Genomic DNA, 25,911 nt, shown 5'->3' with positions numbered 1-25,911 from the left:
TTCCAGCACTTCTTAATTTAAGCCAGCGGTCGTTCCGCAAAATACTGCTCCAAAATCAAAGCAGCAGAGTGCGCATCTAGATTGTCCCGCATCTTGGAGTCATCCTCCAAAATAGCGGATGTATAACGCTCATCAACCCAAGCAACGGGTAAATTGAGTCTTCCGTGCAATTGATTACCAAAACGGGTCGCTTTAGCAGTCATTTCGTGCTCAGCCCCATCAGGATGCACTGGGCGTCCGACTACCAGCTGCTGAGGTTGCCACTCCTTTATAAGCTCCTGGATTTCTTGAAAGAGGGCATCAATATTAGGCGCAGCAATTATCTTTAAGGCTTGCCCCGCTTGCGTTACTGAATTTCCGACTGCGACACCAACTCTACGTGTTCCATAATCAAAGGCTATTACTGTAATTGGCTCAGTGAGTGAAGCGTTGATCATATTAGGCATGCCCCGCTTCACCGGAAAGAGATGCCAAATCAAATCCGAGATGACTCATGGTTTTTTCATAGCGCTGAGTCGATGGTGTATTGAAAATAATTTCTATCATTTGTTCACGTGACAAAGGAACGTTCATCCAACCATTCAAGATAATCTCTTCTTCTAGCTGACCAGCACCCCAACCTGCATAGCCTAAGGTCATCAAAAATTTTCTAGGGCCATTGCCAATGGCTACTGCCTCAAGTACATCTTTGGATGTGGTCATCGTAAGTCCACCCGGAATAATTAAGGAGGAGCTATAAGCAAGATGAGGGTTGGACTCATGGAGAACGAATCCACGCTCTACCTGAACAGGGCCACCGAAATAAACAGGCTGCTCCAGCAAGGGTGCGATTTCAAGTTTAAGTTCAATCTTGTCAAACAAAGTTGCCAAATCAACTTCAGTGGGCTTGTTCACTACCAAACCCATCGCACCTCGTTCGTTATGCTCAAATAAATAGATGACAGAGTTTGCAAAGTTAGGGTCTACCATGCCCGGCATAGAGATGAGAAACTGATTGGCTAAATGATCGGCAGAATAGGAAATCAAAGACCCTGGGTCTAAATCACGGGGGGCTTTTTTGGCCTTAGACATATAGACTTATTTTACCGAATATCTAGATTTTTCCGGTAATTCAGTAGGCAAATATACCAACTAGCTCATGCAGCAAGTTATTCCAATTATCAGCGCCTACACCAAGATTAAATGATGTCCATGGAATGCTATTTGTTGTCTGGTAATCCACTGGTAAAGGCAAGACATCAATACCTTGTTTTTCAAATATCTTGACCGATCGATACATATGACTAGCAGAGGTAATCAGTAGCCAAGGCTTTGAGGCTCCAGCCGCATTCTTTAGGCCGAATTCTTCAATCATGGGCTTCATATAAAGAACATTCTCATAGGTATTTCGCGACTGATTTTCGTAGTGCGCCATCTTTTCACTCAATCCCTGCTCGGTAACCAATTGCTTGAATGCCTCAGCTTCAGAAGGCCCTCTTGGATTAATGCGACCTGAGTAACCGCTGAAAATAAAAGGTAGGTCTGGATACTTTCGAATGAGCTCAAAAGCTTTGGTGACACGTTCTGCAGCAGAGCCAATAGATACTTCTCCGCGATCAAGTGCGATTTCTCCACCCTCAATCGCACCACCTAAAATGATGATCCCGCCAATATCATTTCCCGCAAGATTTACTAAAGACGTTTTAGGAACGGCATCCTCAAGACTCCTTAAGCCTAACTCAGAGGTCGGTAGCCACCCCACTATCAGGAGATCCAGTAAAGCCAGTATCAAGAAGCGTTTACACAAGTCGAGCTTTCTGAGGGCTAGAAATAGTAAGCTCAGAAAAACAAAAGTGATGACCCAATTCAGTGGCTCTATGCAGAGCTGCACCACCTTCGAAAGAATAAAAAAGATCGAATCCATCATTAATCAAGATCTTAACCCTTTTAACTAAAGCCCCCTCAACAAATTGTTCCAATTACCCCTAATATAGGAGCTATGCAAAAAGCTCTTGTTTGGCTCCGACGTGACCTCCGCTTATACGACAATGCGGCGCTTCATCACGCCTTAAAAGAAAGTAAGCAAGTCTGGCTGACTTTTATCTTTGATACAGATATTCTCAGACCTCTGATTCAAGGTGAACTCGATGCTAGAGGCTTGAAACATGACCGTCGAGTCGATTTCATCTGGCAAGGCTTAAAACAGATAGATGAAGAGCTTAAAAAACAAGGTGGCGGTCTTATCGTTCGCTTCGGAAAGCCAACTGAATGTATCCCTGAAATTGCTCAAGACTTAGGGGTTGAAGCTATATTGACTAATCATGACTATGAGCCCTCTGCCATCGCTCGAGATGAAATTATTAAGACTTCGTTACAAAAAATAAATATTCAGTTTTCCAGCTTTAAGGACCAAGTCATTTTTGAGAAAAAAGAAATTCTCACTAATTCAAATACTGTTTTTTCTATCTTTACACCCTATAAAAACAATTGGCTAAAAACGCTTCAACAAAAAGATCTTGCCTCTTATGAATGTAGCCCTAAGCCAGGGCAAATTGCTGCTATTCCTAAAAAATTAGACTTGCCATTCCCCTCGCTAGAATCTATGGGCTTTTGCCCTACCGGCATTGAAGCTTATCTTCCACCCGGATCTGAAGGCGGACAGGCATTCTTGGAAGACTTTCTCTCGCGAATTGATCAGTACCAAATGGGGAGAGATTTTCCAGCCATCAAGGGCGTGAGCTACCTCTCTACCCATTTACGCTTTGGCATGCTCTCGATTCGGGGCCTAGTACGCGAGGCCCATCGCAGAATGCTGGCAGGCAGCATGGGTGCTACCATTTGGCTGAGTGAGCTCATTTGGAGAGATTTTTATTTCATGATTCTGGCCAATCACCCACGTCTGGCTGATGGTGCTTCATTCAAACCAGACTATGACAATATTGCTTGGGAAGAAGGTGCTCATGCTAAAAAATTATTTAAGGCCTGGTGCGAAGGTAAAACTGGCTACCCATTAGTTGATGCAGCAATGCATCAACTCAATCAAAGTGGTTATATGCACAATCGCCTGCGCATGGTAGTGGCGAGCTTTTTGACGAAAGACTTAGGAATTGATTGGCGTTGGGGTGAAGCCTATTTTGCAGAACATCTCAATGACTTTGAGCTCTCATCCAATAATGGCGGCTGGCAATGGGCGTCTTCTTCAGGTTGCGATGCCCAACCCTACTTCCGGATCTTTAACCCCATTACTCAATCAGAAAAGTTTGATCCAGAAGGAAAATTTATACGCCGTTACTTGCCGCAATTGGAAAAACTTTCTAAGAAATCGATTCATGCCCCATGGAAAGCAGGTCATATTGAGCTTGAGGCTGCAGGCATCGCACTGGGACGAGACTATCCGCTACCTGTAGTTGATCACGACGAGGCACGCAAGAAGACCTTAGTGCGTTATAGCGTTGTTAAAAAAGTCAGCTAGGTCCACTAATAACCTATCAATCCACTTTAAGATAGGGCATGAGCAAGATCTATGCTGTTGGTGACATTCAAGGATGTGCGCCATCACTCAAAGCCCTCGTTAAGAAGCTTCCTAAACAATCGAAAATGATTTTTTTGGGTGATTTAGTTAATCGCGGTCCAAACTCGCTGGGTGCGTTACGTCAACTTAAGGCCCTTCAAGAATCCGGTCGGGCTGAATGCATTTTGGGCAATCACGATCTTCACCTTCTGGCAATTGATGCTGGAATTCGCAAAACCAAAAGCCTTGATACAGTGGAAGCAATTCTCAAAGCACCAGACCGCAGAGAGCTCATTAATTGGGTACGCAAGCGCCCTATGGCGCTCAGCAATGGAAAACTACTGGCCGTGCATGCTGGTGTTCTCCCACAATGGGATTTACAGCAAGCGATCGAATGTGCGCAAGAAGTGGAGAAGGCTTTACGTAGCAAATCCTATAAAGAATTTCTAGGAAATATGTATGGCAATACGCCCAATAAATGGAGTAACTCCCTAAAAGGCTACGAGCGCTTACGTGTCATTACCAATGCATTGACCAGAATGCGCTTTTGTACCCCAGGCGGACAAATGGAGTTTGAAAGCAAAGAAGGTCTAGAGAATGGTCCAAAAGGCTATATCCCCTGGTTCAAAGTTCCCATGAGAAAAACCCGAGATACCTTGATTTACTTTGGCCATTGGTCCACTCTGGGCTTACTGCGTCAGCACAACGTTGTAGGACTAGATACTGGCTGCGTGTGGGGAGGAAAACTCACCGCCATGCAAATCTCAGACAACAATAAAGATATGAAGAAGTCTGAGATTATTCAAGTGGATGGCTATGACCATCCCTTGCGAATGTAATTAAAGAAACTGCTCTATTTCAGTTTTTGGAATGATTTTTCAGCAGCAGTAATAATCACATTCAGTACTTCATTGTCATGTGCGATCGATGTGAAGCCTGCCTCGTATGCTGATGGCGCTAGATAAACACCTGCATCTAACATCAAGTGAAAAAACTTCTTAAAAGCTTCAATATCAGTTTTTGTGACAGCCTCATATGAGGTTGGGACGGCGTTGGCAAAATAGAAGCCAAACATGCCGCCAATGCTATCGACCGCAAATGGAATATTCGCTTTATCTGCAGCATGCTTTAAACCAGCCATGAGTTTTTGAGTTTGACCAGTCAGGCACTCATAGAAACCTTCTCTTGAAATAATCTCCAGAGTCTTTAAGCCAGCGGCCACAGCAACTGGATTACCAGACAAAGTGCCAGCCTGGTACACACTTCCCAAAGGGGCTAACTTAGACATGATTTCTTTTTTGCCGCCAAAGGCTGCCATTGGCATACCACCACCCATGACTTTTCCAAGACAAGTTAAGTCGGGAACAATACCTTGTAGTGACTGAGCACCTCCAAGAGCCACTCTAAAGCCGGTCATGACTTCGTCATAAATTAAAACGCCACCATGCTTGCTCGTGAGATTCCGAATCGCAGTCAAAAATGCTTTTGAAGGCTGAATCAAATTCATATTGCCAGCAATCGGCTCGATGATGACTGCAGCAATTTGATCGCCCTGCTTTTTAAATACTGCTTCGATGGCCTCAACATCGTTGTATGGCAAAACCAATGTGTGCTTGACTAAATCTTGAGGTACACCACCAGAAGATGGCGCATTCTGGGTTGAGTCCGCAAAAGTCAGTAATCCCGAACCCGCCTTCACTAACAAACTATCCGCATGTCCGTGATAGCAACCTTCAAACTTAATGATGAGATCACGACCTGTGTAGCCACGAGCTAGACGTAAAGCGCTCATCGTTGCTTCTGTACCGCTAGAGACCATACGCACTTGCTCAACGCTAGGCATCACAGCACAAATAAGCTCTGCTAGCTCAATCTCACCTTCGGTTGGGGCGCCGTAACTAAAACTCGTTTCAGCAGCTTTTTGAACAGCCTCAACCACTTCTGGATTCGCATGACCAACAATCATGGGGCCCCAGGACATAATTAAATCGATATAACGCTTATTGTCAGCATCCCAAAAATAGGGGCCTTTGGCTTTAGTTACAAAACGAGGGGTACCCCCAACTTGACGAAATGCCCGAACTGGTGAGTTCACTCCACCTGGAATTATCTTCTGTGCCCGTTCAAATAAAACGTCGTTTTGACTCATGTTTATCTCAATCGCTTTTATCTATTTTTAGCTGTTATCAGCCAATTAAATTGCCATCATTTCAAAATCGTCTTTGCGCGCTCCACACTCTGGACAAGTCCAATTCATTGGCACATCTTTCCAGAGTGTTCCCGGCGCAATACCCTCATCAGGCAAACCAGCAGCCTCGTCATAGACCCATCCACAAATCAGGCACATATACGTTTTAAATTCCATTTACCTAGTCTCCGCAGTAATCACGCATTTAAAGGAATAGCTTCTATTTTAAAGCGCATCAATCTTCTAAATCATCGTCTACATTTTTAGTCGCTGGACGCTTTGCATGCATCTCAAACTTGAATAAACGACATTCTAGAGGACCATTAAATAAAGGTGTTCGTTTTGACTCTTTAATGCGCAACTGCCCAGGCAAAGCCATATCCGCCGTCAATACAAAGACATTCCAGCCGCCAAACGTATCCTTAAGGTACTGCCCAAACTGCCGTAAAAACTCCACAAACTTGGGGTCTTGTTCCTCCTGAGCCTGAAGTTTCTTGAGAGACTCACGGCTTGAGCGTTTAGCACTCTGACGCCCCGTTTCTAGATTGAGTTCAAAACGATTTTCAGGTTCTGCAGTTTCATAACTAGCATCACGCCCATCTTTTTCCTGACCTCTGCCCCCTTTGATAACCAAACGCTCTCCATAAGGAGGGTTCAATAGCATGACGCCTCCTTTGGTATTGGTTGGTGGCTTACTTGCCATCGCATCGATTTGACGGACAACGGGTTGATCTGGTAACTGAGCTCTTTGCCAATTTCCCCGAAACATAGAAACTAACTTCTCATTAATATCGCCACCACTAATACCAAGAGATTCAGCATGAGGGTGTTGCTTACGCCTCTCCAATATCTCGTTTAGAGATGAGTCTTTTAGAGTAAGCCAACACTTTTGTTCAACTGCTTCGTTAAACGGCTTTAACCTCTGAAAACCAAAACCATGTGCTGAGGTGACCAATGGACGATACGCCAGCCTGCTAGCCTTGACATCGTCACCATACATACCCGCACGAATCCCGCCAGGCGGGATAGCCAAGGCTATTTGTGCTGCCTCAATCAAGAAGGTGCCACTACCGCACATCGGATCAAATAAAGTCTGCCCAGGCTTCCAGCCTGTAATAGACAAGATCCCTGCGGCCAGATTTTCTTTTAAAGGAGCATCGCCCTTTTCATCTCGCCAACCTCGTTTAAAAAGTGCCTCACCAGAGGTGTCTAAATAAATGGTGACTTGAGTTGCCGTTAAATGTGCCTGCACCCGAATATCTGGAAAGGCCGTATCAATACTTGGTCGGTCACCTGTAACATCACGCAAACGATCCACAATCGCATCTTTAATTTTGAGGGTCGCAAAATTTAAACTCTTTAATGGCGAACGATGCGCTGTTACATCTACCCGTAAAGTTTGCTTACTGGTAAACCAATCTTCCCAAGCCAAACCACTGGCTAACTTATACAAGTCATCTTCTTGTCGATAGGGCGCTTGCGCCATCTGCAGTAAAACTCGGCTAGCAATTCTGGAATGAAGATTCAATGCCATTGCTGCAGAAAGCGGACCCGCAAGACCAATCCCGCCAGTAGGACTGGTCGGTGTTGGATCAATCACCCATGCACCCAATGCTTTGGAATCTGGGCGCTGGGAAATTGCTGAAAGCTCCTGTGCAAGCGGTACTTCTAAACCGCCTGGGCAAACAACAAAAAATCTCATGGGGCTAACAGTCTTAAATAGAAAAAAGAGTAGAAAAAGAAATTTAGGATAGTTTTTGAGCTTATGGTTTAAAAATGACTAAAGCCACAATTACTAATAGCAAGATGACAGGGACTTCATTAAACCAGCGATACCACACGCCAGACTTGGTATTTAGACCAGCACGGAACTTCTTTAATAAGCTAAGGCAGACATGGTGATAACCGATCACCAAGATTACAAAAAATAATTTAGCGTGCATCCATATATCGCCAGCACCAACTTCAAAAACAAGCCAAAGTGTTAAGCCTAGCAATACCGCTGGCACTGCCAATATGGTCATAAAGCGAAAGAGGCGATTAGCCATTCCCAAGAGACGCGCATAAGTCTCGGGATTTTTCTCATCAGCCAGGTTCACATAAATTCTCGGGAGATAAAACAAGCCTGCAAACCATGAAGTGATCAACACAATGTGTAAGGTTTTTATCCAGAGGTAAGCATTCGTCATGGTGTATTAGATGCGATGAAGTTAAGTACGAATTTCGCCATGACCTATGACGACATATTTAAGAGAGGTCAAACCATCTAAGCCAACAGGACCCCGGGCATGGAGTTTGTCATTCGAAATACCAATTTCAGCGCCTAAGCCATACTCAAAACCATCCGCAAAACGGGTGCTAGTATTGATCATCACGCTAGCGCTATCGACTTCACGCAAAAAACGATCGGCTTGCGCCTTGTTATTCGTGATGATCGCATCAGTATGCTTACTGCCATACCGCTCGATATGATTCATGGCCTCATCGATATCGGCCACAGTCTTAATCGACAAAATAGGAGCGAGATACTCTGTGTGCCAATCTTCTTCTGTAGCATCCACTAAGTTTTTAAAGCCACTAGCCTCTAGAGTTGAGCGCGTCAAAGTATCCACGCGCAACTCAACACCTTTATCTTGATAAATTTTGCAAAGCTCAGGCAAGACCTTGGGGGCAATAGCCTTATTTACTAAAAGCGTCTCCATCGCATTGCAAGGTGCATAGCGCTGTGTCTTGGCGTTATCGCAAACTCTGACTGCCATCGCGAGATCAGCATCAGCATCAATATAGGTATGACAAATACCATCCAAGTGCTTAATCATTGGGACACGTGCTTCTGCCATCAGCCGAGCAATCAGACTCTTGCCACCACGAGGAACAATGACATCAATATATTGGGTCATCGTGATCATTTCACCGACAGCGCTCCGATCCGTGGTCGTAACCACTTGGACAGCATCTTTAGGCAGGCCCGCAGCAGCAAGACCTTCTTGAATGATTTGGGCCAACACTGTGTTGGAATCAATTGCCTCAGATCCTCCACGCAATATCACTGCATTGCCAGACTTTAAGCACAGTGCTGCCGCGTCAATCGTCACATTGGGACGTGACTCATAAATGATGCCAATGACACCAAGTGGTACGCGCATCTGAGCAAGCTCGATACCAGAGGCCTGCCTTTTCAAGGCAGTCATTTTTCCGATTGGGTCTTCTAAGGAAACAATTTGCTCTAAACCTAAAGCCATTGTCTCGATGGTCCTAGGAGTCATTGTTAAGCGATCGATAAAAGCAGTATCTTGATCATTTTTCTGAGAACGCTCAACATCAATCTGATTTACTTTTTGAATTTCACTTGTCTTTTGACGAACTAACTTTGCAATATGTAATAAAGCTTGGTTCTTCTGCTCACTCGATGCACGAGCCATGGCACGCGACGCACTGCGTGCTCGCTTTCCAATGTCCTGCATCATTTCTTGAATCTCTTTACTCATTGACTTTGTTCTTTAAATTACCGTAATAAGTTTCCAACCAAACGCAAGCCATCCCAAGGATCTGCAGGCAATTCAGCTGCAGAAAGACCTTTAACCTGACGATCTAGGCCTGCAGCAACCTGCATTGCCCTGCGCAATTTCAGCGGCTGAACTCTTCTGAGCGCAGCTGGATATAAACGCTCTTTGTTACCCCAGATCCGATTTGCCCGCATCAGCTGTTGCACAGACTCTCCAGCATCACTAGCTACCTTCAATTTAGATAGTAGCCTAAGCTCTTCGGTCACGCTCCACAGAATCAATACTAAGGGCTCGCCCTCGCCTTTTAGACCATCTAACATGCGGTTTAGTCTCGGTAAATCACCCGCAAGCATTGCCTCAGTTAACTCAAAAACGTTATAGCGAGCTACTTTTAGAATGGCAGACCGAATTTGCTCTTCAGTTAAGACGCCTGTGGGATATAGGAGTCCTAGCTTCAGAATCTCTTGGTGAGCGGCAATGAGGTTACCCTCAACCTGGTCGGCAATAAACTCCAGAGCACGTTGACCCTCAGTACCGCTCTCCACTTCTTGATTTTGCATCCTCAGTCGACCTGCAATCCATCTTGGTAAGTGACTGCGATCTAAAGAGTCAATCTGAATAGCCATACCAGCATCATCTAAAGCGCTAAACCAAGCCGAAGTCTTCGTCTTGCCATCTAATCTAGGCAAGACAATGCATACCACTGTGTCCGGGCCATCTGGAGAGCTTGGCTGTGACTCTATTTGAGCGGCAAATTGTTTTAAAGCATCAGCACCATCACGCCCCGGCTTACCAGTAGGAATGCGGAGCTCCACCCAACGCTTATCTCCAAACAAAGACATCGTTTGACCGGCGCTCATGAGTGCACTCCAATCAAACCCGCGCTCTTGTAACATCACCTCGCGCTCAGTAAAACCCAATTTCTTGGCGGTAAGACGTAATTGATCCATTGCCTCCATCATCAGGAGGGGCTCATCCCCGCTAAAGACATAGAGGGGGAGCATCGCACCCCCTGATCCTAAGGATTTAAGGTGCACTTGCAAGGCGTCAACTTTGACCATGCGAGCTTTACATACCCTTAGAAAGTTCTACTGCGTGGGGCTTTAGCGGCAGCAGAGACGCGGCGCAAGATCTGCACTGCCAAGTCTTTACGCATCAAGGATAAGAATTGTTGCTGTTGAACATCGGTCGCCAACACAGTCGTATTTGAGAAGTCCATATCACGCGTCATATAGATTTCGCTATCAGGAATAATCTCTGCGCCAGCAAGATCGTAAGCTCTAAAACCTACGCGAATATTTAAGCGATATGCAGAAACTTGACCAGCAGAGTTATAAGCCAATATCTCGCGACCACTAATGTCGTTCGTAATCTCTAAAATTAAGTCGGCATCTTTTGGATTAATCGCAACCTTGACGTCTGTACCCGTCAAAATAGAGGTTTGAATATCGGCACGTAAGGGTGGTGATGGATTGCCAGTAATGGCAATTACCTGAAATGGTAAGTCCACCATGCCGCGTAAGCGATAGCCACAAGCCAGCAAGCCACCGATTGGCGCACTGACGATTAATCCAAGCATTGCACGTCGCAGTCGATTTGTGCTCATATCCTTAGTTTCTCTCATTAGCCTCTATACAGCTATGCAACGATATTTACTAAACGGCCAGGCACGACGATTACCTTTTTAGGGGCTCCGCCGTTCAGCGCTTTAACCGCTGAATCAGTTTGCAAAGCCAAAGATTCAATTTGCTCTTTGGTGGCCTCTGCTGGCACCCTGATATCACCTCGCAACTTACCATTAATTTGGAGCATCAAAATAATCTCACTTTGAACCAGAGCAGATTCATCTACAGCAGGCCATGGGGCATCCAAAAGAGGGCCAAAGGTCTTGGCATAAGCCATATCTTTCCAAAGTACATGCGTTAAATGTGGCACCACTGGGTAAAGCACTCGCAATAAGATGCTAAGGCACTCCCGTAAAACCGGTGCACTAATAGTGGCAGCTTGATCCAATTTAATGGGTTCAAGCACATTGAGCATCTTCATGGCGGCAGATACCACTGTGTTGTACTGGCGACGCTGGTAGTCAAAATTCGCCTGCTTCAAAATCGAATGGACTTCGCGACGTAATTCTTTCTCAGCATCATTAAGATTGCTCGGCAAAGCGTCCTGCGCATCACGAATCCCATTAGCTTGACTACTTGAATACATCCAAACACGTCGTAAGAAACGGGAAGCGCCCTCAACCCCAGCACCCGACCACTCCAACTGTTGCTCTGGTGGTGCCGCAAACATCACAAACAAGCGTGCAGTATCTGCACCGTATTGATCAATCAAAGCCTGCGGATCAACGCCATTGTTCTTGCTCTTAGACATCTTCTCAACGCCACCAATCATGACCGGTGTGCCTGAGGTATCGCCCTTTAGCTTCGCGCCTTGAGGACGACCTTTTTCATCGAGCTCTAACTCTACGTCCAAGGGATTAAGCCAAGTCTTTTTACCAGAAGCCTCTTCTGAGTAATAGGTCTCATTGAGTACCATGCCTTGCGTCAACAGATTTTGGAAAGGCTCATCAAAAGTGATCAAGTTCAGATCACGCATGACCTTGGTCCAAAAGCGTGCATACAGTAAATGCAGGATCGCATGCTCGATGCCGCCAATGTATTGATCCATTGGCATCCAGTACTCATTGCGCTCATCCACCATGGTCTTCGCATCAGGACCGGTATAGCGCATGAAATACCAAGACGAATCCACAAAGGTATCCATCGTGTCAGTCTCACGTCTTGCAGGCTTGCCACACTTGGGACATTTCACATTCAAAAAGTCTGCACGCTTATTTAAAGGATTACCACTGCCATCAGGCACACAATCTTCTGGCAAAACCACTGGCAAATCAGCCTCTGGAACAGGTACTGCACCACAACCAGGGTGACTCTCATCGCCACAATGAATAATCGGAATGGGGGTGCCCCAATAACGCTGACGTGAAATACCCCAATCACGCAATCGATAAGCAGTCTTGATCTCTCCAATACCCATCTTCTCTAAATCTTTGGCAACAGCACTGACTGCTTCTTCATGTGAGAGTCCATCATATTTGTCGCTGTTAAAGCAAATCACATCTTCTTTTTGGGCATACCAATCTTCCCAACGCGTTGCATTAAACATAGGTGATTCCCCTTTGAGGGCGATCACTTGTTTGATTGGCAAGTCATATTTGAGGGCAAAAGCAAAATCACGCTCATCATGTGCTGGGACACCCATCACGGCGCCATCACCATAAGACATCAAGACATAGTTACCTACCCAAACAGGCACTGGCTCATTCGTCAATGGATGCGTGACATATAAACCGGTAAACATACCCTCTTTTTCTTGAGTAGCTAGGTCAGCTTCAATCACGCTACCGGTTTTGCACTTCTCAATAAATGCGGCTAAGGCAGGATTATTAGCGGCAGCTTTAGTGGCTAACGGATGCTCAGCTGCCACGGCGCAGAAAGTAACGCCCATAATGGTGTCAGCCCGGGTAGTAAACACGTATAGCAAGCCATCCTGAATAAAGTTGCCATGATCATCTGCGACCTCATGCTTAAAAGCAAAGCGCACGCCACGACTTTTACCAATCCAATTCTGCTGCATCGTTTTGACACGCTCAGGCCAACCCAAACCATCTAAGCCAGTAAGCAATTGCTCTGCGTAAGCAGTGATATTGAAGTAGTAGCCTGGAATCTCGCGCTTTTCAACTAAGGCGCCTGAACGCCAACCACGACCATCAATCACTTGCTCGTTTGCTAGAACAGTTTGATCGATCGGATCCCAGTTGACTACTTGAGTCTTGCGATACGCAATCCCTTTTTCCAGCATCTTCAAAAAGAGCCATTGATTCCAGCGGTAATAATCAGGACTACAAGTTGCTACTTCTCTTGACCAATCAATTGCTAAGCCCATCGCCGCCATTTGCTTTTTCATATAGGCAATGTTGTCGTAAGTCCACTTCGCTGGCGGCACTTTATTCTGAATGGCTGCATTTTCTGCAGGCATACCAAAAGCATCCCAGCCCATCGGCATCAAGACGTTATAGCCTTGCATGCGGAGTTGACGTGCCATCACATCATTAATGGTGTAGTTGCGCACATGACCCATATGTAACTTGCCAGAAGGATAAGGCAACATGGAGCAAGCGTAATACTTTGGCTTCTTCTTGCCATCTATGCCAAGAGCATTTTCTGTTACTTGATAGACTTGCGCACTTTCCCAGTCAGCTTGTGCTGCTGCTTCAATGTTGCGGTAGTCGTAGTCCTTACTCATTCAAAACAACTCTTTTCTGTCTTATTTTTTGGTTTTTTATTAAATTAATATGGTTATTTGGGTAAGCCAAGCACGTCTTGCATGTCATAAAGACCTGAAGTTTGGTTCTGCAAGAAACGCGCGGCCCGCAAAGATCCTTGGGCATAAGACTGACGGCTTGAAGACTTGTGGCTAATCTCAATACGTTCGCCATCGCCAGCGAACAGCACTGTATGATCTCCCACAATATCGCCACCACGAATCGTTGCAAAGCCAATTGACCCCTCTTTACGCTCGCCAGTATGGCCTTCGCGTGCATACACAGCCAGATCATCTAGCTTTTCACCAAGTGCATCTGCAATAACCTCACCCATCTTCAAAGCAGTGCCGGAAGGCGCATCTACTTTGTGACGATGATGGGCTTCGATGATTTCAATGTCGTAACCTTGATTGAGCATCTTGGCTGCGATCTCCAGTAACTTGAATGTGGCATTCACACCAACACTCATATTGGGCGCAAACACAATAGCTAACTTTGCAGAAACTTTTTTAAGATTTGCAATTTGATCCGCACTCAATCCCGTTGTACCAATAATCATCTTGGTGCCGGTTTTTTCTGCCACAGCCAAGTGCGCCATGGTGCCCTCTGGCCTTGTGAAATCAATCAGAAAATCAGCGTTCGCTAATACCTTAGACACATCAGCAGAAATGAGCACACCCGTCTTTTTACCCAGGAAAGCGCCCGCATCTTCTCCCAATTGAGAGCAAGCTGAATGCTCAAGAGCACCTTCAAGTTGCGCATCAGATGCATTAAGAACAGTCTCAATCAACATCTTGCCCATACGACCGGTTGCTCCAGCAATTGCAATCTTCATCATGTGTTTCTTCGCTTCTTATTAAAAGTTTCTAGAGACGTCCAGGATTATTTACCTGGCATCAATGTATCAATCATTTCTACTGCTTTTTCTCAGCCGCTGGCGGAGTATTCATTGCGCCAGGGCCTAAAGTTTCCGGCTGGGATGCTTTGCCATCTGACGACTTTGAAAAAGTAAAATAGTCCCAGAAAGAGCCTGTGCTTGCAGCAGGGACTGGTGGTATAGCAGCCCCCTTAGGCAAGTTATCGGTTGGACTTGGCACCAATAATTCTGGTTGTTGCAAAGGCGGTGTTACTGGGGGCTTATTTGAACCCGTCATTACATCCCAAAACGAACGTTTCGTCTTAGCGTAGTTATCAATCTCAGCCACCAACTCCACATCTGTTGGCAAAGCATCACCTTCAAACTTCACCACTTTATCGCCATCAAAAAATACGGTGACATGCCGCTCTTTGCCAACACGCTGACCTGAGCGTTTAAATTCAAAAACATAGTCCCAGCGATTGGCATGGAAGTAACTTGCCAATAATGGAGTACCTAAAATTTGACGTACCTGCTCACGCGTCATACCCAACTGCAATTTGGCATATTGCTCGCTGGAAATAAAGTTACCCTGAACAATGTCGGGAACATATGGTCTGAAAATTTTGTTCATCCAGGCGCGCTGGGTTTCATCTACCGCGGTAGTACACCCCGCAATACCTAGCAAGCCAAACAAAGCAAGAGCCAATACACCCCCTCTTGAAGAGGCAAAATACCTCTTCAGAAACGGGTTAAAAAAACGACTAAAAAGTTCAAGGCAATTTTGCATGGCTGGCCGTATCATTAAGACATTGATTTTAGCTCCCAAAGCCATGAATACGAACCAAAACCCTACTCCTGAAAATTTGCGTGATATTGGCCTCAAAGCCACTGGCCCACGCATGAAAATTCTCGATTTTTTTCATCAAAATGGCGGCACCCACTTTAGTGCTGAGGACATCTTTATGGCCCTCACTAAAGAAGATCAGGAAATCGGTTTAGCCACGGTATATCGAGTGCTTACCCAGTTTGAGCAGGCAGGGCTTTTGCTCCGCAGCCATTTTGAGTCTAGCAAGGGTGATAGCAGGGCCATCTACGAACTTAATGAAGGTAACCACCATGACCACTTGGTTTGCCTAGACTGCGGGCATGTAGAAGAGTTTGTGGACGAGGCCATTGAAAAGCGGCAACGGGATATTGCCAAGAACCTCGGTTTTAAGCTTCAAGAGCACTCTTTAGCAATGTACGGGCATTGCCAGAAGAAAAACTGCCGAAATAAGCAAAAATAAGCACTTTTCTGAGGTTTTGAGTTGATTCTCAGGGCTAGGGATATGAAAAAAGACCTCAAATTGAGGTCTTTTTTATTTTTTAGCAACTTTTAACTACATTTAATGACTTTTAATCACTTTACCGCCATTAATGCCTCAGCTGCGTTGAGCATTTGTACTGAATAACCCCATTCGTTGTCGTACCAAGCTAAAACTTTGACTAGCTTGCCATCAGCAGAAACACGGGTTTGAGAGGCGTCATAAATACTTGGGCGTGGATCATGGTTAAAGTCGATGGAAACCAAAGGCAAAGTATTAAAGCCCAAGATGCCTTTGAGCTCGCCCTCGCTAGCAGCCTTCAAAATAGAATTTACTTCATCTACGCTCGTTGCACGGCTAGCGGCAAACGTGAGGTCAACCACTGAGACATTGATCACAGGCACACGCATCGCAAAACCATCAAAGCGACCTGCTAAAGCGGGCAAAACTAAGCCGACTGCTTTTGCTGCACCAGTCTTCGTTGGAATCATGCTGCTCACAGCAGAGCGCGCACGACGCATATCCTTGTGATACACATCGGTCAACACCTGATCATTCGTAAATGCATGAATCGTTGTCATCAAGCCAGACTCAATGCCAATTTTTTCTAACAATGGCTTAACTAATGGCGCTAAACAGTTGGTAGTACAACTTGCATTAGAAACAACCACGTCACTTGGCTTTAATACATTTTGGTTCACACCGTACACAATGGTGGCATCGACATCTTTTTCGCCAGGCGCAGAAATCAATACTTTCTTAGCACCCTGTTGAATATGAATCATTGCCTTTTCTTTAGAGGTGAACTTACCAGTGCACTCTAAAACTAAATCTACGCCCAACTCGCCCCATGGGGTTTCAGCAGGATTGCGTGTACAGAACATCTTGATACGATCACCATTCACTACCATGCAATCGCCATCTACAGATACCTCGGCAGGGAAACGACCATGGGCAGAGTCGTATTGAGTGAGGTGGGCGTTGATTGCAATATCGCCCATCGCATTAATCGCAACGATCTTGATATCACGACGTGGCTTGCCGTTTACCTGATCTTCATACAAGGCGCGGAGTACCATGCGGCCAATACGCCCGTAACCATTAATTGCGACACGAATTGTCATTTATTTCCCCTTACTAATATTAAATTTATTGCGCTAACTTTTATTTATTTGATTTCTTCGAGATGCATTGCTTAATAGTCTTTGCAATTTGATCGACCGTTAAACCAAAATATTCATACAGCTGAGCAGCAGGTGCTGACTCACCAAAGGTATCAACACCATGCACGGCTGCGCAACCATACTTCCACCAGAAATCCGTTACGCCTGCCTCAACAGCGATGCGTGGGGTATTGGCCGGCAATACTTTAAATTTATAGACAGCATCTTGCTGATCAAATATTGTGGTCGAAGGCATCGAAACGACTCGAATACCGATTTTTCCAGCACTCTCTTTTTCTAAACGTTCGGCTGTTTGCAATGCAAGTGCAATTTCAGAACCAGTAGCAATAATGACTGCATCGATCTTTCCTGATTGAGGATCACGCAATACATAGCCACCACGTGCAATGTCTTTAATCTGCTGGCTGTTACGAGCAACAAATGGGCAGTTTTGACGACTAAAGATCAAAGCGCTCGGACCATTCTGACGTTCAACCGCCGCGCCCCAAGCAACAGCGCTCTCGGTAGTGTCACAAGGACGCCAAACCATCAGGTTAGGAATCAGACGTAGGCTAGCAACGTGCTCCACAGATTGATGGGTTGGGCCATCTTCTCCTAGACCAATTGAGTCATGGGTGAAGACAAAGATGCTACGTAACTTCATCAAAGCAGCCATACGAATAGCATTACGACTGTAATCAGAGAAGGTTAAAAAGGTGCCCCCGAATGGGATATAACCGCCATGCAAGGCAATCCCGTTCATGATGGCGCTCATACCAAACTCACGCACACCATAGTTAATGTGATTACCCCATTGATCGCCACGTACAGGATTGCATGCAGGCCAATTAGTTAAGTTTGAACCGGTTAAGTCTGCGGAACCGCCCATAAATTCTGGCAAAACGGGGGCTAAAGCTTCAATCGCATTTTGACTCGCTTTACGAGTAGCAATCGTTTCTGCTTTAGATTGGCAAGTTTTTAAATACGCATTGAGTGTGGCTGAAAAGTCTTTTGACAAATCGCCTTGCATACGGCGCTGTAATTCAGAAGCAAGTTCTGGAAATTGGATTTTGTATTTCTGGAATTCTTTATTCCATTCGTGTTCAGCAGTTTGGCCACGCTTTTTAAAATCCCAAGCAGCATAAATATCTTTTGGAATTTCAAATGGTGGATAGGGCCAATTCAAGGCCACGCGAGTCTCAGCGATTTCAGCAGCGCCTAGTGGCGAACCATGCACTTTATCGCTACCAGCCATATTAGGAGAACCCTTGCCGATCGCTGTCTTGCAGCAGATCAGGGTTGGCTTAGCACTCTTTTTAGCCTGAGCAATCGCCTTCGAAACTGCTTCCGCATCATGACCATCGACATCACGAATGACATTCCAGCCATAAGCTTCGAAACGTTTTGGCGTATCTTCGTTAAACCAAGAAACCACCTTGCCGTCAATCGAGATACCGTTGTCATCCCAAAGTGCTATCAACTTGTTTAGCTTTAATGTGCCAGCCAATGAACAAACTTCATGGCTGATACCCTCCATCAAGCAACCGTCACCTAAAAATACATAAGTGTAGTGATCGATGATGTTGTGACCGGGACGATTAAATTCTTCAGCCAGTAACTTTTCAGCAAGCGCCATGCCAACCGCATTTGAAATACCTTGGCCCAATGGACCTGTAGTAGTTTCTACCCCGGCTGTAATTCCATACTCAGGATGTCCTGGGGTTTTACTATGCAACTGACGGAAATTTTTTAACTCTTCAATGGGTAAGTCATATCCAGAGAGATGCAACAGTGAATACAACAACATCGATCCATGACCATTAGATAAAACAAAACGATCGCGATCGATCCAGTGGGGATCAGTCGGATTGTGTTTTAAATGTTCATTCCATAATCCAACAGCAATATCTGCCATTCCCATCGGCATACCAGGGTGCCCTGAGTTTGCCTGTTGAACTGCATCCATGGATAGGGCGCGAATGGCATTGGCCATACGAATTTGAAGGTTTGACATCGTAAAAGTGGTCTCGAGGAAAATAAATTGGCTATATTTCAGTAATGCCTCAATTTTATCTTCCCGGACCATGGGAATCCCAAAAGCCCACCCTCCTCACCTCTGAGGTTTGCCACCATTTACGGGTTCGGCGCGTTCAGGTTGGGGAATCATTTCCCATATTTGATGGAAAAGGGCAAATCGCTAAGGCAGAGCTCCTTTCCTTCAGTGGAAAAAGCGGTTTAGCCCAACTGAGCGATATCCGCACTGATACCCACCGCGAGACCCCATATGCAATTACTTTGGCCCAAGGCTTGGCAGGCGGTGACAAAATGGATTGGATTGTTGAAAAAGCCATAGAAACAGGTGCCCAAATCATCGCGCCATTACAGTGTGAACGCTCCATTCTCAAACTGACCCGCTCAAGTGACCAGGATCGCGTCCAAAAGCGTTTAACCCATTGGAGTGGGATTATTCAAGCTGCTTGTGAGCAATGTGACAGAACAGTATTGGCGCAGCTTGAACCTATCCAAAATTTTGCAACTTACCTCAAAGCAAGTTCAAAGCCTGCACTCAAACTTCTCCTGAGTCCGGATGCTAGCAAAAGCCTCTACTCCGTTTTAATAGAAAAGGAGCCCCAAGATATTGTTCTCATGATCGGACCAGAGGGTGGTCACTCACCAGAAGAGGAAGCGCAAGCTGAAGCCGCGGGGTACCAAATTGTTTCTTTAGGAGAGCGCGTATTGCGCACTGAAACCGCAGGCCTTGTAGCCATTACAGCGGTACACAGCATTTGGAATCCTGAAATGCAAAATCGCCTCAAATAGAGGCGATTCATTGGTTTGCGGTCTTTTAGCGATTAAGCAAAAGAGTAGAAAACCCGATATGGTGTGCGACGCTCAGCCCAATAATCTACGGCATCACGGAAGACATCTAACAGAGTCTCGCGTGCTTCTTTATCAAACTTTTGAGTGCAAGGTAAACCTTCGAGCACCACTACAAATCCAGGTTGTTGACCTGCCTTATCTGTAGTTGTGGTCAACGCATCCAATAGAGGGTCAAAGTTTTTTGCTTGTTGCTTAGTAAAGGTGTAAGCAATGGCAATTGCTTCTAGAACCTCACTCTTTGTCATTGCATTGACGCAATTGGCATAAATGAAATGTTGACCGAGCTCTGTAGCGGCTTCCTGTAAATCTGGTGTACGGAAAGCACGAATAGATTGCACGATATTAGTGCGCACACTGCGCAACATGGCCGGCGGTCCGGCATCACGAACGGCCAAAGCGGCACGCCAAGAAGCTGTCACTTTTTTCCCCGAAACTTGATTTGCTGCATAGGTTTGTAAACGAGATAAACCGCCTTGGGCATAAATATTGGCAGCAGACGATTCGGTCTCGAGTCGATCATTGCTATCCCAACTTTCAGCGCGGCTATGTTCTTCGAAGCTTGCTAGATTGGTATTTTCAGAGCGATTATTCATGATGAGTAGTAGGTTACCCTTAACACGTCATCAAATCAAGCCCAAATACAGTGCTTTTTATATAAGTTATTGATTAACATAGGATTAATTTATGTAAGTAATTGCTAACTTACATAAATGATGAGCGCTTAGGAGATGCCTCTTGCGTTACTGGCAGCCTCAACCACAGCCAAAGTAGTCACATTCACAATCCTACGAACCGTCGCTGCTGGCGTCAAAATATGAATTGGTTTAGCAACCCCAAGCAACAGAGGACCGATAGCAATGCCATTACCTGCAGCTGTTTTTAACAAGTTGTAAGAAATGTTGGCAGCGTCAATATTTGGCAGAACTAACAAGTTGGCATCGCCTTTTAATGGCGATGAAGTCACTGTGCCAGCGCGAATGGTTTCATCTAAAGCACTATCTCCATGCATCTCACCATCAACCTCTAAGGTGGGATCTGCCTTTTGAATTAAAGCCAAGACTTCGCGCATTTTGATTGCAGATGGCGCATTACTAGATCCAAAGTTTGAGTGTGAGAGTAATGCCACTTTAGGAATTAAACCCAACTTACGCATTTCGCTAGCGGCCATCAAAGTCAATTCTGCCAATTCTTCGGCAGTTGGATCTAGATTGATATGCGTATCTACCAAGAACACTTGGCGACCTGGAAGAATTAATCCAGACATTGCTCCATAGACGTTTGCACCTGGCTCACGACCAACTACTTCATCAACATACTTCAGATGAGTAGCTGCATTACCAATCGTTCCACAAATCATGCCGTCAGCCATTCCCTTAGCAATCATCATGGAGCCAATTAAAGTATGACGGCGGCGCATTTCTAATTTAGCAAATGACTCTGTGACACCCTTACGCTCAGTCAAACCAAGATAGGTTTGCCAGAAGTCACGAAAGCGTGAATCACGCTCTGGATTCACAATCTCAAAATCATCGCCCGTCTTCATCCGCAGGCCGAACTTCTCAATACGATGTTCAATCACCTCGGGGCGACCAATCAGAATTGGGGTAGCTAAGTGCTCGTCGATGATAATTTGTACGGCACGCAATACACGCTCATCCTCACCTTCGGCAAAGACAATGCGTTTTTGATTTGCTGGAACTCTCTTCGCAATACTAAAGAGCGGTTTCATCAAAGTACCGGAGTGATATACAAATTGTTGTAGCTGATTGCGATACGCATCAAAATCTTTAATCGGACGTAAAGCAACGCCGTCATCCATTGCAGCCTTAGCCACAGCGGGAGCGATGACGGTAATCAAGCGCGGATCAAATGGTTTTGGAATCAAATACTCAGGACCAAAAGAAAGATTCTCGATTCCGTAAACCGATGCCACCACTTCGCTTTGCTCAGCTTGGGCAAGCTCTGCAACGGCTTTTACGGCCGCTACTTCCATACCGCGAGTAATGGTAGTAGCGCCAACATCGAGTGCGCCACGGAAAATAAATGGAAAGCACAAAACGTTATTGACTTGATTTGGATAGTCAGTACGGCCCGTTGCCATCACCGCATCAGGACGAACTGCTTTTACTTCTTCAGGCAAGATTTCTGGGGTTGGATTTGCTAAGGCGTAAATCAATGGCTTGTCGGCCATCTTCTTCACCATGTCTTGCTTCAATACACCACCAGCAGATAGACCTAAGAAAATATCTGCGCCAGCAATCACTTGATCGAGAGTACGCAAATCAGTCTCTTGGCAGAAAGGCTCCTTCTCAGGATCCATTAATTCTTTACGGCCTTTGTAAGCAACACCAGCAAGGTCAGTTACCCAGATATTTTTACGAGGAATGCCAAGATCCACCAACAGATCTAAGCAAGCCAATGCAGCTGCGCCAGCACCAGAGGTAACTAACTTCACATTGCTAACGTCTTTTCCAACCACCTTCAAACCATTGATAATCGCGGCTGCAACTACGATCGCAGTACCGTGCTGATCATCATGAAAGACTGGAATCTTCATACGAGCTTGCAGCTTGCGCTCGACAATAAAGCAATCTGGAGCTTTGATATCTTCTAAATTGATGCCACCAAAAGTAGGCTCAAGTGCCGCAATAATTTCGACTAATTTTTCTGGATCATTTTCATTGACTTCGATATCGAAAACATCAATGCCAGCAAATTTCTTAAAGAGAACGGCTTTACCTTCCATCACTGGCTTACTTGCCAATGGTCCGATATTTCCCAAACCCAAAACAGCGGTACCGTTTGTAATCACGCCAACCAAATTTCCACGGGCGGTGTACTTAAAAGCATTGGCTGGGTCCTTCACAATTTCTTCGCAAGGGGCTGCGACGCCAGGAGTATAGGCAAGCGCTAAATCGCGTTGATTAGTCAGTTGCTTAGTTGGAGCAATCTCGATCTTTCCAGGAACTGGAAACTCGTGGTACTGAAGGGCAGCTTCTCTTAAAGCTGCAATTTGTTGCTCTTTACTATTTTCTATGCTCATCAACTAACTCGCTAACTCGTTTTGTCTAATGCTTATTAAGGCTTTAATTCTATTCCTCTCTCGCATTGCACTGCCAAGGGTCATAAAATAAGGTATGCATTCTCAATCCGGCCCAATCGGCGAATTCGATCTCATTGAACGTTTTTTTAAAACGGCTAGTGCCTCAAACGCTTCAAATACGACCCTCAGTTTGGGCATTGGGGATGATTGCGCACTCATCAAACTCCTGCCAGGCGAAGAACTTGCTATTACCAGCGATATGTTGGTTGCGGGTAGACATTTTTTTGCCGATGCTGACCCTGAGAAATTAGGCGGCAAAGCCTTAGCAGTCAATCTTTCTGACCTTGCCGCAATGGGTGCTAAGCCACTGGGGTTTACATTGGCCATTGCCTTGCCTGAGGTTGATACAAAATGGCTGGAAGCATTCTCTAAGGGCTTATTTGCGTTCGCAAATCAATTTTCTTGCCCCCTCATCGGTGGCGACACTAGTGCTGGCCCCCTCACCATTTCGATTACTGCATTTGGTAGCATTCCCACTGGAAAAGCCATTCTTAGATCAGGGGCAAAGATTGATGATGAGATTTGGGTTTCAGGAACTGTTGGCGATGCAAGACTCACTCTTGCTGCACTGCGTCATGAAATCACGCTCTCGGAAAGCGACTTAAAAGCAATTGACCATCGCATGCATCAACCCACACCCAGAGTTGGGCTTGGTATGGCACTAAGGGAAGTGGCAAGTGCCGCCTTAGATGTATCGGATGGCTTACTTGGTGATCTAAAGCACATCCTGAAACAATCACAGCTTGATGCAGAAATTATTTTGGAGCAACTTCCAATATCAGCCACATTGCAAAAACAAAGTAAAGCAATACAAAACCAATTTGCTGCCAGCGGTGGTGATGATTATGAACTTTGCTTCACTGCACCTAGTAGCAAACGTGATGTGATTCTCAATATCAGCACAGAACTCAAACTTCCCCTCACATGTATTGGCCGCATTACGTCCATGAAAAATAGTAGTACCCAGATTCGCATCCAGGGAACTGATGGTAAGTTACTCAGTGATGCGGATACCGCTGCACTACTCCACTCTTTTGACCACTTCGCAAAATGACTGATCAGAATCCATCAGTTGTGAAGCCTGGTTTCCAGTGGATGCTTCAGAGCCCAAGTCGCACTCTAGCCTTTGGCTTTGGTAGCGGTCTAAGCCGGGTAGCGCCTGGCACTGCAGGCACTCTCTGGGCCTGGGCAAGCTTTTTGATTGCTGAGCATTTCCTCACCATAGAACATTTTCTATGGATCACTGGTGGCGGTATTTTGTTGGGCTGTTGGATCTGTGGCCATGTCAGTGAAGAGTTAGGTAAGAAAGATTTTGGCGGTATTGTTTGGGATGAAATGATGGCTTTTTGGTTGGTGCTGTTATTCATTACACCGACCAGTATTTGGATGCAGATCCTTGCGTTCGCTCTCTTTAGATATTTCGATGCTGCTAAACCGGGTCCTATCGGCATGATTGATCGCCACTTTAAAACGCTCGAGAATACCGATACCCCTTCACACTTCCTGCAACTCCTGTGGCGTGGGTTTGGCATCATGGTGGATGATCTTGCGGCAGCTTTCTTCACACTCTTGGTGATTACTCTCTTGCAAGTAGTCAGCACTCAAATGGGTTGGATTTAAATATGCATTCACTCGATACCGTCCAAACCTTGGCAGAAATTTTGCGCTCGAGAAATTGGAAAATGACGGTTGCAGAGTCTTGTACTGGGGGCTTGGTCTGCGCCACTCTCACTGAATTAGCGGGCTCAAGCGAATGGTTTGAGCGGGGCTACATCACTTACAGTAACCAAGCCAAAGAAGAATCCTTGGGGGTGCCGGCAGAGCTTATTCAAAGCTTTGGAGCAGTGAGCGAGGAAGTTGCTAAAGCGATGGCTAAAGGCGCTCAGCTGAATGCAGATGTCAATGCCGCCATCTCAATTACCGGTATTGCAGGTCCCAGCGGTGGCTCAGCAGAAAAACCTGTGGGAACAGTATGCTTTGGCTGGGCTATTCAAAATGAAGCTGGTGAAAATAGAGTGCTTACAAAAACGATGCACTTTGCTGGAGACCGCCAAGCGATTCGGGAACAATCTTGCAATTACGTACTGAGCGAATTGGCAAAGCTACTCGAGAATTAAATTACTTCATCCAGCCTTTGCTATGGAAGTAGCCCAGCGGAATAATCGCTGAAATAATCATCAAACCGATTGCCATTGGATAACCCCAAGTCGCATCCAATTCAGGCATGTGCTTGTAGTTCATACCCCAAATACTCGCCAGCAAAGTAGGTGGCATTAAAGCGACGGAGACCACCGAGAAGATCTTGATAATTTTGGATTGATTCAAATTAATAAAACCGACTGTCGCATCCATCAAGAAGTTGATCTTGTCGAATAGGAATGCTGTATGGTTTTCAAGTGAGTCAATATCACGCAAAATTTGGCGCGCTTCCTCTTGTTGCTCATCCGATAGTAACTTGCTGCGCATTAAGAAAGACAGGGCTCTACGGGTATCCATCACGTTACGACGAATGCGTCCGTTGGTATCCTCTTCCTTTGCAATCGTCTCTAAAACCTCTGCAGCATCGGCATCGTTAATGCTATCAGACAGCACTCGCTTACCTGCTTGCTCAAGGTTTTCATAAACCTCTTCCAAAGCGTCGGCTGAATACTCGGCATCCGTGGAGTAGAGGTCAAGCAAGACATCTTTTGCATTGCTGACTGAGCCGGGGCGCAAACGCGCACGCAAACGGACTAAGCGGAATACTGGTAAATCTTCATCATGAATCGAGAACAGCACTTGCTTAGTCAGCACAAACGCCACACGCACGTTGCGAGAAGTCTCTTCTTCATCCAATAAAAAATCGGTGCGGATATGGAGATGACCGTCATCCGCTTCAAAATAACGAGCAGAGGCTTCTAGGTCGCCCAAGTCATCTAACTCGGGCAAAAGCACACCAAAAGCCTCTTTAATCCAAACGAGCTCTTCTTCCTCTGGATCAACTACGTCAATCCAGATAGGATTAGCGTATTGCAATAATTCATTGCGATCTTCCACTTGCTCTTGAGAGAGGCGGCCATTTTGCAGGACGAACAAGTTGATCATGGTG

At 45.6% G+C, this 25,911-nt stretch carries 25 protein-coding genes; 7 read left to right on the top strand and 18 right to left on the bottom strand.

Annotation, left to right across the window (positions count from 1 at the left end; genetic code table 11):
* Positions 1 to 17 precede the first annotated feature (17 nt).
* The 3 genes from ruvX to AOC29_RS01270 all read right to left on the bottom strand — a co-directional run bounded on the left by ruvX (position 18) and on the right by AOC29_RS01270 (position 1,906).
* Positions 18 to 434 (bottom strand): Holliday junction resolvase RuvX, encoded by a 417-nt coding sequence (gene ruvX / locus AOC29_RS01280; protein WP_215297261.1) that lies wholly within the window; start codon positions 432 to 434, stop codon positions 18 to 20.
* A 4-nt stretch (positions 435 to 438) separates the two neighbouring features.
* Entirely contained in the window at positions 439 to 978 is a 540-nt protein-coding gene (locus AOC29_RS01275; protein ID WP_251370086.1) for a YqgE/AlgH family protein, read from the bottom strand.
* Positions 979 to 1,111: 133 nt separating this feature from the next.
* Positions 1,112 to 1,906 carry a YdcF family protein gene (locus AOC29_RS01270; protein WP_251370027.1) on the bottom strand — a complete coding sequence of 265 codons (795 nt, stop codon included), beginning with the start codon at positions 1,904 to 1,906 and terminating at the stop codon, positions 1,112 to 1,114.
* Between the two features lie 72 nt (positions 1,907 to 1,978).
* Between AOC29_RS01270 and AOC29_RS01265 the strand changes: the two genes are divergently transcribed.
* Together AOC29_RS01265 and AOC29_RS01260 are read left to right on the top strand one after the other, a co-directional pair.
* Positions 1,979 to 3,451, top strand: coding sequence for a deoxyribodipyrimidine photo-lyase (locus AOC29_RS01265; protein WP_215296261.1), 1,473 nt, complete (start codon positions 1,979 to 1,981; stop codon positions 3,449 to 3,451).
* A 38-nt stretch (positions 3,452 to 3,489) separates the two neighbouring features.
* Positions 3,490 to 4,329 carry a symmetrical bis(5'-nucleosyl)-tetraphosphatase gene (locus AOC29_RS01260; protein ID WP_215296260.1) on the top strand — a complete coding sequence of 280 codons (840 nt, stop codon included), beginning with the start codon at positions 3,490 to 3,492 and terminating at the stop codon, positions 4,327 to 4,329.
* A gap of 14 nt (positions 4,330 to 4,343) precedes the next feature.
* Here the strand turns inward: AOC29_RS01260 and hemL are convergent, their stop codons facing one another.
* The 10 genes from hemL to AOC29_RS01210 all read right to left on the bottom strand — a co-directional run bounded on the left by hemL (position 4,344) and on the right by AOC29_RS01210 (position 15,079).
* Complete coding sequence (hemL, locus tag AOC29_RS01255; RefSeq protein WP_215296259.1) at positions 4,344 to 5,639, bottom strand: glutamate-1-semialdehyde 2,1-aminomutase; 1,296 nt, start codon at positions 5,637 to 5,639, stop codon at positions 4,344 to 4,346.
* A 45-nt stretch (positions 5,640 to 5,684) separates the two neighbouring features.
* A complete protein-coding gene (locus tag AOC29_RS01250) occupies positions 5,685 to 5,855 on the bottom strand; it encodes a rubredoxin (RefSeq protein ID WP_068947854.1) in 171 nt (56 codons plus the stop codon).
* A gap of 58 nt (positions 5,856 to 5,913) precedes the next feature.
* Entirely contained in the window at positions 5,914 to 7,380 is a 1,467-nt protein-coding gene (locus tag AOC29_RS01245; protein ID WP_215296258.1) for a class I SAM-dependent RNA methyltransferase, read from the bottom strand.
* A gap of 61 nt (positions 7,381 to 7,441) precedes the next feature.
* Positions 7,442 to 7,867 carry a CopD family protein gene (locus tag AOC29_RS01240; protein WP_215296257.1) on the bottom strand — a complete coding sequence of 142 codons (426 nt, stop codon included), beginning with the start codon at positions 7,865 to 7,867 and terminating at the stop codon, positions 7,442 to 7,444.
* 21 nt (positions 7,868 to 7,888) lie between these two features.
* Positions 7,889 to 9,166 (bottom strand): glutamate-5-semialdehyde dehydrogenase, encoded by a 1,278-nt coding sequence (locus tag AOC29_RS01235; RefSeq protein WP_215296256.1) that lies wholly within the window; start codon positions 9,164 to 9,166, stop codon positions 7,889 to 7,891.
* A 17-nt stretch (positions 9,167 to 9,183) separates the two neighbouring features.
* Positions 9,184 to 10,245 carry a DNA polymerase III subunit delta gene (holA, locus tag AOC29_RS01230; protein WP_215296255.1) on the bottom strand — a complete coding sequence of 354 codons (1,062 nt, stop codon included), beginning with the start codon at positions 10,243 to 10,245 and terminating at the stop codon, positions 9,184 to 9,186.
* 17 nt (positions 10,246 to 10,262) lie between these two features.
* Positions 10,263 to 10,790, bottom strand: a complete 528-nt coding sequence (gene lptE, locus AOC29_RS01225; protein ID WP_215296254.1) for an LPS assembly lipoprotein LptE — start codon at positions 10,788 to 10,790, stop codon at positions 10,263 to 10,265.
* Positions 10,791 to 10,822: 32 nt separating this feature from the next.
* A complete protein-coding gene (gene leuS, locus AOC29_RS01220; RefSeq protein ID WP_215296253.1) occupies positions 10,823 to 13,495 on the bottom strand; it encodes a leucine--tRNA ligase in 2,673 nt (890 codons plus the stop codon).
* Between the two features lie 53 nt (positions 13,496 to 13,548).
* On the bottom strand, positions 13,549 to 14,349 hold the full coding sequence (dapB, locus tag AOC29_RS01215; protein WP_215297257.1) for a 4-hydroxy-tetrahydrodipicolinate reductase: 801 nt from the start codon (positions 14,347 to 14,349) through the stop codon (positions 13,549 to 13,551).
* 79 nt (positions 14,350 to 14,428) lie between these two features.
* Positions 14,429 to 15,079 (bottom strand): outer membrane protein assembly factor BamE, encoded by a 651-nt coding sequence (locus tag AOC29_RS01210; RefSeq protein WP_371817087.1) that lies wholly within the window; start codon positions 15,077 to 15,079, stop codon positions 14,429 to 14,431.
* A gap of 124 nt (positions 15,080 to 15,203) precedes the next feature.
* Between AOC29_RS01210 and fur the strand changes: the two genes are divergently transcribed.
* Positions 15,204 to 15,659, top strand: coding sequence for a ferric iron uptake transcriptional regulator (gene fur, locus AOC29_RS01205; RefSeq protein WP_215297255.1), 456 nt, complete (start codon positions 15,204 to 15,206; stop codon positions 15,657 to 15,659).
* Positions 15,660 to 15,772: 113 nt separating this feature from the next.
* Here fur and gap read toward each other — a convergent pair whose 3' ends face one another.
* Together gap and tkt are read right to left on the bottom strand one after the other, a co-directional pair.
* On the bottom strand, positions 15,773 to 16,801 hold the full coding sequence (gap, locus tag AOC29_RS01200) for a type I glyceraldehyde-3-phosphate dehydrogenase (RefSeq protein WP_215296251.1): 1,029 nt from the start codon (positions 16,799 to 16,801) through the stop codon (positions 15,773 to 15,775).
* Positions 16,802 to 16,841: 40 nt separating this feature from the next.
* The gene (tkt, locus tag AOC29_RS01195) at positions 16,842 to 18,854 is read right to left on the bottom strand and encodes a transketolase (protein WP_215297253.1); all 2,013 of its coding nucleotides are present in this window, start codon (positions 18,852 to 18,854) and stop codon (positions 16,842 to 16,844) included.
* A 44-nt stretch (positions 18,855 to 18,898) separates the two neighbouring features.
* Here tkt and AOC29_RS01190 point away from each other — a divergent pair, with 44 nt between their 5' ends.
* Positions 18,899 to 19,660, top strand: coding sequence for a 16S rRNA (uracil(1498)-N(3))-methyltransferase (locus AOC29_RS01190; protein WP_215296250.1), 762 nt, complete (start codon positions 18,899 to 18,901; stop codon positions 19,658 to 19,660).
* Between the two features lie 32 nt (positions 19,661 to 19,692).
* Here AOC29_RS01190 and AOC29_RS01185 read toward each other — a convergent pair whose 3' ends face one another.
* A complete protein-coding gene (locus AOC29_RS01185) occupies positions 19,693 to 20,313 on the bottom strand; it encodes a barstar family protein (protein ID WP_215296249.1) in 621 nt (206 codons plus the stop codon).
* Between the two features lie 128 nt (positions 20,314 to 20,441).
* Positions 20,442 to 22,763, bottom strand: a complete 2,322-nt coding sequence (locus AOC29_RS01180) for an NADP-dependent malic enzyme (RefSeq protein WP_215296248.1) — start codon at positions 22,761 to 22,763, stop codon at positions 20,442 to 20,444.
* Between the two features lie 94 nt (positions 22,764 to 22,857).
* On the opposite strand from AOC29_RS01180, the gene thiL reads away from it, so the two are divergent.
* The 3 genes from thiL to AOC29_RS01165 are packed head-to-tail and all read left to right on the top strand — an operon-like array spanning position 22,858 to position 24,940.
* Entirely contained in the window at positions 22,858 to 23,877 is a 1,020-nt protein-coding gene (gene thiL, locus AOC29_RS01175) for a thiamine-phosphate kinase (protein WP_215296247.1), read from the top strand.
* The gene (locus tag AOC29_RS01170) at positions 23,874 to 24,443 is read left to right on the top strand and encodes a phosphatidylglycerophosphatase A (protein WP_215296246.1); all 570 of its coding nucleotides are present in this window, start codon (positions 23,874 to 23,876) and stop codon (positions 24,441 to 24,443) included. Before thiL ends, AOC29_RS01170 begins: the two co-directional genes overlap by 4 nt.
* Positions 24,444 to 24,445: 2 nt before the next feature.
* Entirely contained in the window at positions 24,446 to 24,940 is a 495-nt protein-coding gene (locus AOC29_RS01165; RefSeq protein ID WP_215296245.1) for a CinA family protein, read from the top strand.
* 1 nt (position 24,941) lies between these two features.
* Here the strand turns inward: AOC29_RS01165 and corA are convergent, their stop codons facing one another.
* Entirely contained in the window at positions 24,942 to 25,907 is a 966-nt protein-coding gene (corA, locus tag AOC29_RS01160; RefSeq protein WP_215296244.1) for a magnesium/cobalt transporter CorA, read from the bottom strand.
* Positions 25,908 to 25,911: the final 4 nt, after the last annotated feature.

This window comes from Polynucleobacter sp. JS-JIR-5-A7 (assembly GCF_018687935.1).
Lineage (GTDB): Bacteria > Pseudomonadota > Gammaproteobacteria > Burkholderiales > Burkholderiaceae > Polynucleobacter.
This window is presented reverse-complemented; position numbering and strand designations above follow the sequence as displayed.